Raw genomic sequence first — 12971 nt, forward strand, 5'->3', positions numbered from 1 at the left:
CCAGCGTGTAAATCGCGGAGCTCAATAGCGGGGATCTCGCGCCGCTACTTGGCGGTGTTGGCCCTGAACCTCCGTCTTGTATCCCATGGGTGGCGGATTCAAGTGGTGTCTGCAACACCGGTTGAATCCGCCGCGCTTCAGTTACGAGACACATTTCCGTCCGAGGCGGTGTGAACCGCCCTGGGTTTCGTTCCTAGGTTTTCTCTTGGGAAGCGGTCGCTCTCAAGAGTGATTCAGCATCAGCGTAGTACTCGTTCTCGGCTTCGGTCGGGGTGCGGTAATCGAGCTCGGAATGAAGGCGCTGGTTATTCCACCACCACACCCATTCCAGCGTTGCGAGTTCGACCTGCTCGACGGTGCGCCACGGCCCGCGAGCACGGATCAGTTCCGTCTTGTAGAGCGCGTTGATGGCCTCAGCCATCGCATTATCGTAGGAGTCGCCGACGGTCCCTGTTGAGGGAATGGCGCCAAGTTCCACGATCCGGTCCGTGTAAACCAAAGCCATATAGTTTGATCCGTGATCGGAGTGATGGGTCAGCCCAGTGAGGTCGCCGCCGGCGTCGAAGGCGGCCATGTCCAGTGCTTGAAGAGGCAGAATGTCGGCCTTCAGCGTCGCTGCGACATTCCAGCCCACGATACGACGTGAGAACACGTCAGTGACGAACGCGACATAGGCGAAGCCCTGCCAGGTGCGCACATACGTCACGTCAACGACCCAGAGCTTGCGCGGTGCATCAGCGTGGAAGCGTCGCTGCACGAGATCCGTGGGGCGTCGCCCTGCTGGATCCGATTTCGTCGTGAACACCCGCTTTGACCGTTTGACGCCGCGCAGCCCCTGGGCTCGCATGAGTCGCCCGGTCTGATCCCGGTCGATCTCCCAGCCCTGCCGCTTCAGCAGGCGATGCATTTTCCGGACCCCGTAGACGCCATAGTTCTCGGCGTGAAGCCGTGCAATCTCGCCGCCGATTAGCTGATCCGACAGGGTTCTCGCCGACGCCGGGCGGCCTTTCGCCGCACGATACCCGCGGGCCGTCACGAATCCCACCTCAGCTGCGCGCATCGTGCGGCAGACGAGCTCGACCCCAAAACGATCCTTCATCACGTCGATGAAGCGGATCATCTCGACGAGGTGCGGCCGAGCTCGGTGGCGAAAAATACGCTCGCAGACCGCAGGATCTCGTTCGCCTTCTCTAGCTCCACGATCTGCTTCTTCAACCGTTTGATCTCCACCTGCGCCTCGGAGGTCGTCCCGGGCTCACGACCGGCGTCGATATTGGCACGCTTCTTCCATAACCGCAACGTCTCAGGATTCACGCCAAGCCGGCCGGCGACATGGCTGGCCGCAGCGAAATCAGACAGGTGATCAGGACGAGCCTGCGCGAGCATCCGCAACGCACGCTCACGAAAATCGGCTGGGTAAGGGTTAGTCATAGTTCCATCCTCCAAAAGGATCAGACGGAACGAAACCCAGGGCGGTTCAACGCGAACCCGAGCTGAGAATACTCACCCCGCCGGACAGCGACCAGGGCTCGATCCTCGTCGTCCAGGAAGAACACGCGTTCCAAATCCGCCCGCGACGGCGCAGCAGTAAACCGCCCGTACGCAGCGACCTCATCATCACTCAGAAACTCCACCGGCATCTGACGAACCTACGCCCCCGCCGGAACGCAAAACGACCCCCATCGGAACGACCAATCACGCCAGCTCACGCCCGACAGGCATCTAAACGTGACTGACCGTTCCATTGCAGCTCAACCCCCGAGACCATCCAGGTGAGCGCCCCGCGAGTGGCCACTTTCAACACGCACGGGACAGGATGCTCAATGTCCTCTGCAATGGCAACTCTCCAAGCGCGGCACAATGATTGGAACGAGGCGCTGACGGTGACCAAGGCCTGGCTTCAGGACAGCTTGAGGTGTGCTGACGATCTCCATGTCGGCTCTGGGCGCGGCCCGATTCACCATTTTCACCAGCTCTGGGCCGCGGGGAAGGCCTAACAAGTCGCCGCCGCCGTGGGATGCGGCGGACCGGAAGCACATCGGGTCCATTCTCGGTTATGCTCGCCTTTGTACACGGGAGTCCGGTGAGCCGGGCTGAGAGGGAGCTCTTCAAGCTTCGACCGTTGAACCTGATCTGGATCATGCCAGCGCAGGGAGGCCATCAATCTCACATCCCGTGCCCAAATCCCTTTAAGGAGGGCACGACAATGGACGCACCACATTCGAATAATTCCGTCCGCAATCGACGACGCTGTGCAGGGGGAATGATCGGAGCCCTGGCACTTGCGGCCACGGCAGCGCTGACCGGCTGCGCGTCGGCGTCACCGCCAGGCTCCGTTTCCGGCACCGAGACCACGCCGATTAGTTTCGCGCTCGACTGGACGCCGAACACAAACCACACCGGACTGTATGTAGCCATCGACAAGGGCTATTTCACCGAGGCGGGCCTGGACGTTCAGGTGCTCCCCTATAGCCAGTCGTCGACCGACGCCCTCATCAACGCGGGCGCCGCCAACTTCGGCATCAGCTTCCAGAACACCGCCACGTTCGCGGCGGCAGCGGGGGTGGGGAATGTTTCGGTCATGTCGGTGCTCCAGCACGATGCCACAGCGATTGGTGTTTTGGCGTCCCGCGATGACATAACCAGCCCGAAGGACCTCGACGGGAAGATCTTCGGAATGGCCGGGCCCAGCGCTACCTTTCCCACGGAAGCGTCCCATGCCATCAAGAATGCGGGCGGAACCGGCGAGTTCACCCAGGTCACGCTCGGTACCTCCGCCTATGAGGCGCTCTATGCCGGCAAAGTCGACTTCACGTCGGCCTTCACGACCTGGGAGGGAATTGATGCGTCCCTGCGCGGCACTCCGATGAAGTTCTTCAACCTCTCTGACTACGGCGTTCCCGACCAATATTCGGTGATCGTCGAAGGAAACAAGGGCTGGATCAAGGAACACGCCAGTGCTACCAAGAAGTTCGTTCAGGCCCTCCAGAAGGGGTATCAGTACGCCGCTGACCACCCGCAGGCTGCGGCCAGGATCCTGATCGACGCGAACCCCGGCGTCTTCGAAAACACTGAACTCGTCTACCGCAGCCAGAAGGAATTGAGCGCTAACTACCTCAAAGACGCCACCGGCCAGGTGGGCACCCAAACGAGCGCGCAGTGGCAGCAACTGGCCGACTTCCTCTACCAGGCCGACCTCTTGGTGGACGGAAACGGCGACCCACTTACCGCGCCCCTGGACACCTCCACGCTATTTTCCAACCAGTACCTCAGCGAGAAGTAACGCTCCCGGTCGCGCGACTCGAACCAGGTGAACACTGTGACCGCACCGACGAGCACTCGAGGCGAAAGCATGCCGAAAACTGTTCCCCGCCGAACAATTCGGGGCGTCAAAACAGCACTCACCACGCTGGTTCCCTCTCTGGTGATCGTCATCGCTCTTCTGGCGGCGTGGCAGATTGCCGTGACCGCGGGCCGAGTGCAGCCGGCAATCCTCCCCTCCCCCTGGCGCATTCTGGAACAGGGGTGGAACGCCCGGGACGCCATCTGGGCGAACACCATACCCACGCTGCACGCAACCTTTCTGGGCTTCGCTGTTTCCCTGACGGTCGCATGGGCCCTGGCCATCGTGATCGACTTCTCGCCGTGGCTTCGGCGGGCACTGATGCCGCTGCTGGTGGCATCTCAGACAATACCCATCATCGCCATTGCGCCGCTGATGATCATCTGGTTCGGTTTCGGTGTGCTGCCCAAAGTCATCGTCATCGCACTGGTGACGTTCTTCCCGGTCACGGTTGGACTGATCGACGGCTTCAATCGAACCGATCATGAAGCCACTAATCTGCTGCGGAGCATGGGCGCCAACCGGTGGAAACAGTTCGTCTACGTGCGGCTTCCTTCCGCGCTACCGTCGTTCTTCACGGCACTGCGCATCGGAATCGCCTACGCGGTCACCGGGGCTATTTTTGCCGAGTACGTCGGAGCCCAACAAGGACTCGGAATCTACATGGCCCTGATGAAGAACTCGTTCCGCACAGACCTCGTCCTCGCCGCCGTCGTGGTCACCACGACAATCAGCATCTGCCTCTTCCTCCTGACCTACGTCGCCGAGCGGCTGATCATCCCGTGGCACTCGAAAGAACGCAGGAGCCGGAATGTCTGACGCCCAGGCGGCCGCGCCCAAGGTCGAGGTGCGCGGCATTGGTAAATCTTTTCAACTCGGGAAGGGGCAATCACGGCAGGTCATCGACAACGTCTCTTTCTCCGCACAGCCAGGTGAATTCGTTTCGATCATCGGCCCGAGTGGATGCGGCAAGAGCACCCTGTTCAACATCATGGCCGGACTGGAAAAGCCCAGCACGGGCGACGTCCTCGTCGATGGCGTAGCCGCCACGGGGGAACGCGAGCATTGTGCCTACATGCCGCAGAAGGACCTACTTTTCCCTTGGCGCACCATCCTTCAGAACACCGCTCTCGGCCTCGAAGCTTCCGGCGAGAGTAAACAGAACGCCCGTTTGGCCGCTCAGGCGCTTTTCCCGGCCTTTGGCCTCTCCGGTTTCGAGAAATCGCACCCGTTCGAGCTCTCCGGCGGTATGCGCCAGAGGGCCGCTCTACTGCGCACCGTGGTTCAGGGCCGAGACGTTCTCTTGTTGGACGAGCCGTTCGGTGCGCTGGATTCGCTGACCCGCACGGAAATGCAATCATGGTTGCAGGGCATGTGGTCCAGGAACTTGTGGACCGCAGTGCTCATCACCCACGACATTCGCGAAGCGATTTACCTGGCCGACAGGGTAGTCGTTTTGAGCGCACGGCCAACGTCTGTGCGCCTGGACCTCACCATCGACCTGCCGAGGCCACGCCAGTTGTCGATGATGACCTCGGCGGTGTTCAAGGAGCATGAACTCGAACTTCTCACAACTCTTCACGAGCAATCCCGCACGTCACTCTAATTTCAGCGCTGAAGTGACACCATGGGCCGCTCCAGTCCCAGATTCCCGCGTAATGTGCCGGCGGTGTAGGCGGTACGGAAGAGTCCACGTCGTTGCAGCACCGGGATGACCTCGTCCACGAAGTCATCCAGCGATTCCGGCAGGAGGGGCGGCATTAGATTGAATCCGTCTGCGGCGCCGGAGTGGAACCAGAGCTCAATCCGGTCCGCAATCTGCTCCGGGGTGCCGAGCATGGTGCAATGGCCGCCCCCGGCGGCGAGCCGGCCGAGCAATTGCCGCACTGTGGGTTGCTCCGCCTCGATGATGCGCAGAATCGTGGCGTACCGGCCCTGCGGGCCGCTGAAGTCGCCGAGCGGTGCCAACGGCGGCACCGGGGCATCCAGTTCCCAGCCGCTGCAGTCCTCCTGCACGAACACACTCAACTGGGCCAAGGACTGCTCCGCCGGGAGCAGTGCGTCGACTTCGGCCTGTTTGGCGCGGGCTTCGGCCTCCGTGGAGCCCACATAGGTGACCAGTCCCGGCATGATGGATACGTTCTCCGGGTTGCGCCCGACAGCGGCGATCCGCCGCTTCACATCCGCGTAATAATCCTGGGCGCTCTGCAAATCGTGGGCGACCGCGTAGATTCCTTCCGCGTACCGGGCAGCCAGATCCCGGCCCTGCCCAGACGCGCCGGCTTGGAACAATACCGGCCGGCCCTGCGGCGACCGTGGCACGGTCAACGGGCCGTCCACGCGGAAGTGTTCACCGGCGTGATCGATCGGCCGAACTCGTGCCGGGTCGGCGAAGAGTCCGGCACGATCCAGGATGAGGGCGTCATCGGCCCACGAGTCCCACAGGCGCAGCGCAACCTCGATGAACTCGGCCGCCCGGCTGTACCGGTCTTCGTGGGAGGGCATCGCCTCCAGCCCGTGGTTGCGGGCCTCGGCATCGAACATGGAGGTGACCACGTTCCAGCCGACCCGTCCATTACTGATGTGGTCGAGGGAGGCCAGCATCCTCGCTGCGTGGAAGGGAGTGTAGAAGGTGGCAGAAACAGTGCTGACCAGACCGATCCTGTTCGTAACCCGTGCCATCGCCGCCAACGCTGTTAATGGCTCGAAGAACCACCGGGGGCCGGCAGTGACGTCGCCGACGGACTGCCCATCGGCGAAGAACACAGCGTCAAAAAGGCCGCGTTCCGCGGTTTGAGCAAGACTCTCGTAATAACCAATATCTCCGAGCTGCTCCAGTGACGACCCGGGGCGACGCCAAGCAGCGCTGTGGTGGCCGCAGCCCATGAGGAACGCATTGAAATGGAGCTCGCGCGGGTTCGGCATTACGAACCCTCTCAGTTCATAACCAGGCCGCCGTCGACCACCAGATTCTGACCGGTGACGGACCGCGCCCAGGGGGACGCGAAGAACAGAACGGCGTCGGCGAATTCCGCCGGGGTGGTGACCTTCCCAAGCGGGGTGGAGGCGGCGATGAAATTGAACACCTCCTCGGGGGTGGCAGCGCTCGCATCCGTTGTGCGTAAAAGCCCGCCGGAGACCATGTTCACCGCGATATTGTGCTGGCCGAGATCTGCTGCCAGGGTGCGAGTCAAGGCCAGCAAGGCCGCCTTGGCGGAAGTGTAGTCGTGGTATGGAACCACTGGGTTCTGGAACAGGTTGGTGCCAATATTGATAATTCGGCCGAACCCGAGTTCGCGCATGCCGGGCAGTGCCTGCTGAGTGGTGTTCAGCGCGCTGCGCACGCTCCCGGAGAACTGGGCCTCGAACTCCTCCCAGGTGATTCCTGCGGCGTCGGAGCGGGCGTCACCGTTGAACGAGAAATCCGCCAGCGCGTTATTGACCACCGTGGTGACGGGGGAGCCGAAATGTGCCGCAGCCGCCGCGAGCAGTTCCGCGACCTGAGCGGCATCCGTGACGTCGGCCTGCACAGCAAGCGCCTGCTTACTGCCATAGTCTGCAGCGAGAGCCTGCGCGCCGGCCGCGCTGTTGCGGTAATTAATGACCACTCTGGCGCCCTGCGCGGCGAAGGCCTCCACGATGCTGTGCCCAAGGCCTCGCCCGCCACCGGTGACCAGGACAATCTGTTCTGCTAATTGCATGGAGTTTCTTCACCTTAAATTAGGCGAAAGGATGTGGTTCGGCCCCAGTATGATTCGCAATCCGCCACTGACATCCCTTCGCTAGTTCGAACTAGATCAGGTTCAACGGGTGTCATCTCAGCCCAGCGTCATACAGCCCAGGCACCCCGTGTCACTCAAAGCGTATACCAATCCTCGGCTTCTTCGACTCCGGACCAACGCTTAGCGCCAACCACTGTTCCGCTACGGGTCAGACCCCGCTTCAGTTACGAGACACATTTCCGTCCGAGGCGGTGGGCAGGAGGAAGCGGGCTGCGTTGGAAGGAAGGGTGTCCTCAGAGTTCGGGACCCAGTCCTTCTTCACCGCACTCCGGTGTTCCGGGAGTGTCAAGTGCAACCGGTAGTCTCTTTCAACGTAGTAGTGGCGCATACGCGGTGGACGACGGTATCAAGTTGATGTCCGCGAGTGCTTGTTGGCAGGTGAAAGGCTGAACGTGGATGCTCTCGAGCGGCTCGGGGCAATCGGTTTTCAGGACCTCGCTGCAGCCCTTTGCGTGGATATGTTCGGACCGGTTGTGCATCCAATAGGCGCCGGATCAGATGGCGGCCGGGATCTCTGGGGTGGCTTGTGAATTAGTGAAATATCCGACGTTAGGGGTGGGGAGCGCGTAAGCAATCGGACGTGATCGACACGGTTCAGTAGGAACCTGTGTCGTCACCGTTAACGACTCGCGCCCGAGTGTTTGGGTGAATTTCGTAACGCCGCTGAGTCCTGCCAGTATGTGGGTATGGTGACAGAGTCTATTCTCCCGGAGTTCAGCGACAGCCGGATTGGCGAGGTGGCCGAACGGCTCTCTGATGCCGGCGTGGGCATCATCGCAGGGACGCTGGCGAATCCAGCCGGTATCTACCTGGCCAAGACTATCCCGGTTGATCGGCTAGCGACGTTCGCTTCATCTGGTCTCGGTGCTCCGCCGGTGTGGAACGTCTTCTGCATTGACGGCGGCATTGCATTCACACCCGAGCTTGGCGTCGTCGGTGATATGAGGCTGAGACTCGATCTCGACGCTCTCCGAATCCTCGATGGAGGTCTCGCTTGGGCTCCAACGGAGATCTTCGACCAGAACGGCGCGCCGCTCGCCATCGATCCGCGGGGGCGGCTTCGCCGCATCCAACGCGACATCGAGGATGCCGGGCTCGAGGCCCTCGTGGGGCACGAGCTCGAGTTCACCATCACCGCCGCGGACGGAACCCCGCTCCCACGCACGGGTTGGACGCCGTATGGTCTCGGTCCGGTACTGGACCACGAGGCCTTCCTCACCGAACTGCTCTCCGCCACTGCCGCCGCCGGAATCCCGCTCGAGCAACTACACGCCAAATATTTTCCCTCCACGGTCGAGTTCTCGCTGCCACCGGCCACGCCACTTGAGGCGGCCGACGGGGTGGTTCTGGCCCGCCTGATCACCGGGAGGCTGGCGCGCAAACACGACTTACGGGTATCTTTCTCGCCCTTCCCGATCAGCGGGGGCGGCGGAAACGCGGCGCACATCCATTACTCGTTCAGCCGCAATGGGGAACCTCTCTTCTCGGGTGGCGACGGACCCCACGGCATGACCGCCGAGGGCGCGTCTTCCATCGCCGGCGTGATCGCCGCACTCCCGGGCATCCAGGGTGTTCTCGGCGGATCGATCCTCTCTGGGTTGCGATTGCGACCCGGGTTCTTTTCGGGCGCGTATGCCTGCTGGGGTCGGGAGAATCGCGGGGCGGCAGTTCGCTTCCTCGAGGCCACCCGCGGCAATCCGAAGGGCGCCAACGTCGAGGTCAAGATCGTCGATCCGTCGTCGAACCCGTACCTGACGACCGCGGTCATCCTCGGCGCCGCGCTGGAGGGCATCCGGTCGTCGACGGCGCTTCCAGCGGAGGTCACCACGTATCCGGCCGACCAGACCGAAGAGCAGCAACTCGCCTCGGCGACGGTGCTGCTTCCCTCCGCTCTGGGGGCAACGCTCGACGCTCTCGCCGCTTCCGAACTCGCTGTGCACATCCTCGGACCGGAGATCATCCAGGCTGTGCTTGCAGTTCGGCGCTGGGAACTCGATCACTATGGGTCGTCCGACGCCGACCAACTGCCAGAGAGGTTCCGGTTCGCCTGGTCGATCTAATCAAACACGGGGTGGAGGGTCCGGCTTCTGTAGCCGAGCTCGCCACTTTTAGGTTCTTACGACATGGGGCAGATCACCCATGGTTTGACCAGCCACCCCTTAGCGGACGTTTTCGTGCCATTACTACTCAGCCCCCTAACAAGCGACGACGCCAAATAGCAATCACAGAACGGCGCCAGATAGCGCCAAAAGTCACACGGCCAGCGACTGCCTTCTACAGTGACAAGCCAGAGTCCTCGGCATCGGCTGAGGCGGATACTGTCGGGCGTGCAACGTCGCGCGTCGGCACCTGCGATCGCGCGGCTGGTGGTTGTGCTGGCTTCTCCAAAGCGTCGCTGAGCTTGCGGTAGCGCGCTGCCAGCTGGCCGCGTTTCGCCGAATCGTCTTCAACTCGCTCGAGCAGCTTTGCCTTGGCAGACTCCAGCGCTTCAACGGGCTTCTGCTCGCTACCAGTGATGTGAGCACTGTGGTTGAGTGCGGCTCGTTGAGCGAGACGCGTATCGAGTTCACGGATCGTCTGGCGGTCGCGGGTAAGGCGGCCAGATAGCTGCTCCAGCTGTGCGTGGACCTCTGCCCGTTCAGTGAGAATTGCCGGTAGTCGTGGGTCATCTGTCGGCATACGCTCGACCCGCTCGGCATTGCCACCTTCAGGTGAACGTGCAGCGCGAGCTAGCTCGGCTGCTGCCGCGGTACGGGAATCATCGAGGGTGATCTCTACGCGGCCGCGTCGCATCGACTCGGCAACGATCTCGACCGCCTGGCTACGGCTACCAGCAATCACAACGCTCTCGTTATGGCGCCGGCCACGCGTCATGCCCACATACAAACCAGCGGCATCGACACCGGGTCCTACAATGGCAACGTCTGTTGTCTCGCCCTGAATACCGTGCACCGTGGACGCATAGGCAAGGTGCAAATGCTTGGTTCCGTACTCGCGCGTGACTGTTCGTGTATCGCCAGCCTGAGAAGCATTAGCGAGGACGATCTCGCCATCGCGGATCTTCTTCACAACCCATAGAGCGCGGTTCTCAACACCAGTACTGGAGTCGTTGCGGCGGGTCTGCACTACGTCGCCCTCTAACAACCGCTGGCCGTCCTGGCCTTCGGCGAGACGTTTCGTTGCGAGCTGGCCACGAGCAACACGTTCGCTCTGGATGCTCTCGTTCACGAGCTGCGCATCCGAATTGGTGCCAGTGACCAGGGCAATACTCTGCCCAACACCAGTGGCCTCGAAGTAGCCAGAAACCATCCGGGCGCGGGCGTCAAGATCATTGGAGACGCAAGCTACGTGCCCGCCGTCGTACAGTTCGCGGGCGACATCCGTGGCAGCCTCTTCGCTGCCCGGGTCACGCAGTCGCATCGACAGACGCCCATACTTGGGGTCCTTGAAGCGGTGAATTGCGGTGAGTTCCACAACCGCAGTTGAGCGCTGTTTGGTCAGTGCCATTGCCCCAGAGTGTCCGACTGGGGAGGCCTGCAGGTGGTCGCCCACCATCGCGATACCGACTCCGGTCTGCTCGGCAAGAATCGCCAGCGCACGCGCTGCGTTCAGGTCGATCATTCCGGCCTCGTCCACGACGATGCGGTCGCCTGGTTGCAGCACGTGCTTACGGGGGCCTTCGTAGATGGCTCCGGTGTCGGGGCTAGCCGAGCCGACAGCGAGCTGCGACCAGCGCTGAACGCCGGCAGCATCGGCCGCGAAACGCCACCCGTTGTCGTACAACAATCCGTGCAACGACGATGCAACTGCACCGGTCTCGCGGCCGGCGACACTGGCTGCTTTCTTCGTCGGGGCGACGACGATGAGTTGGCGACTCTGTTCCGCCAGCGATGCAGCAGCAACTTTCAGCATGGTCGTCTTACCCGTACCGGCCGGCCCGGTGACTGTCACCAAACGGTCGCTGCCAGCGATGGCAGCAGCGGCGTTTGTCTGTCCTTCATCCAGTCGTCGGCCGTCGCTCAGCACACGGCTGGCGATGGTTTCGATAGCCCCAACAGCAACAGCCTCGCCCGCTTCAATGAGCAGATCGAGCTGGTCGGCAAGCTGTGTTTTGAGCACGGCAGTATCGGCTGCCATGTAGTGCTTGACGTGTCCGGGGAGTGCGTCAACGTCCTCAGAAAGTTCAACCGTCTCCATCTCAACTGCTCGTGAAACGACGTCCTCGAGCAGCTCTCCCAGGAGCGCGCGGTCGAGGACAATGCCGCTTGCGGCAACGGCACGACCGGCGCCGGCTCGGATGTCGTAGTGGCTAAATCGACCGCCAGTGCCGGCAGAGCGTCGGTCCGCATCAGCGATCGCTTGGGCTGCCAACAGGTCACGATCAAGCTCGCCAACGTGAACCGGAACAACATCGACAGCTACCCGAGAGTTCAAAACCTCGGGGTCAAGAGCCAAGAGCTCGTCCCGCACAACCTCGGTCCAACGGGCCTCGTCGACCTTGCCCGGCTTGTTCGGACGGCCTGCCGCCCATGCCCAACGGTCGATCGCAGTCAGCACGTTGTGGTCAGGTTCCTGACCCGGATGAGTGGCTTTCCACTCGGCAAGTTTCAGTGCTCGGTTCGCCTCAATTTGGTTCGATCGACGAGATAGCGGACGCACCAGATGAGCAAGCTGTTCGATCTCCCCAGAGGCGTCCAAAGTGAACCCTTTAGCGGCCAGTGCAGCGATCCATTCGGGGTCTGTTCGAGCGGCTAAATCGCCCTCAGAATTGACCACAGTTTGGAACCGTAATGCCGCTCGTGAATCGATGTTCGACCATCGACCATCGATGCCGCGAACCTTCATATTTAGCCACAAGTGACGGTGCTTGTGAGGGTCCAAAGAACGCGATCGTTCGTGCTTGAGTTCGACAACTTCAATGCGCGAAAGCTCTTCCCTAACCGCGCCACCAGCACCACGACGAGCGTTGAGCTCCGACTGCCACGTCAGCAAAACGCGGTCACGGAGACGATCTTGAAGCTGCTCGAACTCGGTTGCCAACTCGTCATCCAGAAGGGCCACGAGTGAGAAAGACTTCGGAGAATTGACCGTCGCATCAAGCAACAGGTCAGCCTCCGGTGACGGAAGTTCGCGGCCACGGTGCTCACCCGTTTCAGGATCAGCACCACCAAGCCACGCCTTCAACTGATCACGGCTGAGCAAGTCAGAGACCGTAACCCCGTCCTCTACGACGAAGCGTTCCATCACACCATCGGTGTAATTGGCTGCCGCTTCAGATCCTGCAGAAGTAGCCATATGCGAGTCGCAAGTACCGCCAAATGCGTAATCAAGAGCCTGCCGGACACCCTGAGAAGCAACCCCTCGCTTCCATCTGGCTATCCCTCCACGCATGCAACAAGGGTACCCCACACTCAATAGTGCCTGCGTGCATCACATCATCTTTGTCTACTCTTCGTTAACTTCCTCGCTGTCTCCTCATCTCGTAGAGGGCATGTGTAGTCGTGCGTCGTGCACGTCCGTTGTCTTCTTCTTCTTCTTCGACATCGCTTTCTCGTCGGAGAAGAAGAAGCTGTCGTCAGCACAGCGTTGTCACGCGCGCTGACAGCGGCGAAGGTGACAGGGTCGCACAGGCGGGCCGGAACAAAGCGGAGGTCGGCCTGTGCGTGACATCAGACCGTAGAGCTATCACGCGCCCCGGCCGTGGGTCACTTCGACTACGACCACACGAAAGCCGTCCACCGACGCATCTTCCAAGACACTTATGAGTGGGCTGGCCAAAAGCGAGTTGGACCGTTGACGCGGATGACGAAGAGCGGGTGAACATGCGAAAGCGTCCAGCAGCGCGT

General features: G+C 61.6%; 11 protein-coding genes and 2 riboswitches. Of the genes, 5 read left to right on the top strand and 6 right to left on the bottom strand.

The genetic code is table 11. The features are described 5' to 3' along the window. Positions 1–193: 193 nt before the first annotated feature. Genes ACTJJW_RS11950 through ACTJJW_RS11960 form a run of 3 tightly spaced genes read right to left on the bottom strand, consistent with a single transcriptional unit; the run spans position 194 to position 1640 of the window. Entirely contained in the window at positions 194–1120 is a 927-nt protein-coding gene (locus ACTJJW_RS11950; RefSeq protein ID WP_462644946.1) for an IS3 family transposase, read from the bottom strand. Then, on the bottom strand, positions 1117–1431 hold the full coding sequence (locus ACTJJW_RS11955; protein WP_341953610.1) for a transposase: 315 nt from the start codon (positions 1429–1431) through the stop codon (positions 1117–1119). The genes ACTJJW_RS11950 and ACTJJW_RS11955 overlap by 4 nt, the downstream gene beginning before the upstream one ends. 20 nt (positions 1432–1451) lie before the next feature. Further along, positions 1452–1640 (bottom strand): DUF4158 domain-containing protein, encoded by a 189-nt coding sequence (locus ACTJJW_RS11960; RefSeq protein WP_462644948.1) that lies wholly within the window; start codon positions 1638–1640, stop codon positions 1452–1454. Between the two features lie 132 nt (positions 1641–1772). Between ACTJJW_RS11960 and ACTJJW_RS11965 the strand changes: the two genes are divergently transcribed. From ACTJJW_RS11965 to ACTJJW_RS11980, 4 genes are all read left to right on the top strand, one after another. Further along, entirely contained in the window at positions 1773–1997 is a 225-nt protein-coding gene (locus ACTJJW_RS11965; protein ID WP_462644950.1) for a bifunctional hydroxymethylpyrimidine kinase/phosphomethylpyrimidine kinase, read from the top strand. Between the two features lie 65 nt (positions 1998–2062). Then, positions 2063–2172, top strand: a riboswitch (TPP riboswitch). A gap of 91 nt (positions 2173–2263) precedes the next feature. Then, positions 2264–3283, top strand: coding sequence for an ABC transporter substrate-binding protein (locus ACTJJW_RS11970; protein WP_462644952.1), 1020 nt, complete (start codon positions 2264–2266; stop codon positions 3281–3283). Between the two features lie 69 nt (positions 3284–3352). Next, on the top strand, positions 3353–4162 hold the full coding sequence (locus tag ACTJJW_RS11975) for an ABC transporter permease (RefSeq protein ID WP_462644954.1): 810 nt from the start codon (positions 3353–3355) through the stop codon (positions 4160–4162). Then, on the top strand, positions 4155–4949 hold the full coding sequence (locus ACTJJW_RS11980; RefSeq protein ID WP_462644955.1) for an ABC transporter ATP-binding protein: 795 nt from the start codon (positions 4155–4157) through the stop codon (positions 4947–4949). The genes ACTJJW_RS11975 and ACTJJW_RS11980 overlap by 8 nt, the downstream gene beginning before the upstream one ends. 2 nt (positions 4950–4951) lie before the next feature. On the opposite strand, the gene ACTJJW_RS11985 is transcribed toward ACTJJW_RS11980, so the two are convergent. Further along, positions 4952–6268 (bottom strand): LLM class flavin-dependent oxidoreductase, encoded by a 1317-nt coding sequence (locus ACTJJW_RS11985; RefSeq protein WP_462644957.1) that lies wholly within the window; start codon positions 6266–6268, stop codon positions 4952–4954. A gap of 11 nt (positions 6269–6279) precedes the next feature. Continuing rightward, positions 6280–7044: a 3-oxoacyl-ACP reductase gene (locus ACTJJW_RS11990; protein WP_462644959.1), complete on the bottom strand. Its 765-nt coding sequence runs from the start codon at positions 7042–7044 to the stop codon at positions 6280–6282. 56 nt (positions 7045–7100) lie between these two features. Next, positions 7101–7203: riboswitch (TPP riboswitch) on the bottom strand. 608 nt (positions 7204–7811) lie between these two features. Between ACTJJW_RS11990 and ACTJJW_RS11995 the strand changes: the two genes are divergently transcribed. Then, positions 7812–9185 carry a type I glutamate--ammonia ligase gene (locus tag ACTJJW_RS11995; protein ID WP_462644961.1) on the top strand — a complete coding sequence of 458 codons (1374 nt, stop codon included), beginning with the start codon at positions 7812–7814 and terminating at the stop codon, positions 9183–9185. A 214-nt stretch (positions 9186–9399) separates the two neighbouring features. Here ACTJJW_RS11995 and ACTJJW_RS12000 read toward each other — a convergent pair whose 3' ends face one another. Beyond that, entirely contained in the window at positions 9400–12420 is a 3021-nt protein-coding gene (locus ACTJJW_RS12000; protein WP_462644963.1) for an AAA family ATPase, read from the bottom strand. Between the last annotated feature and the right edge of the window lie 551 nt (positions 12421–12971).

It is taken from the genome of Rhodoglobus galactosidasius (genome assembly GCF_054957775.1).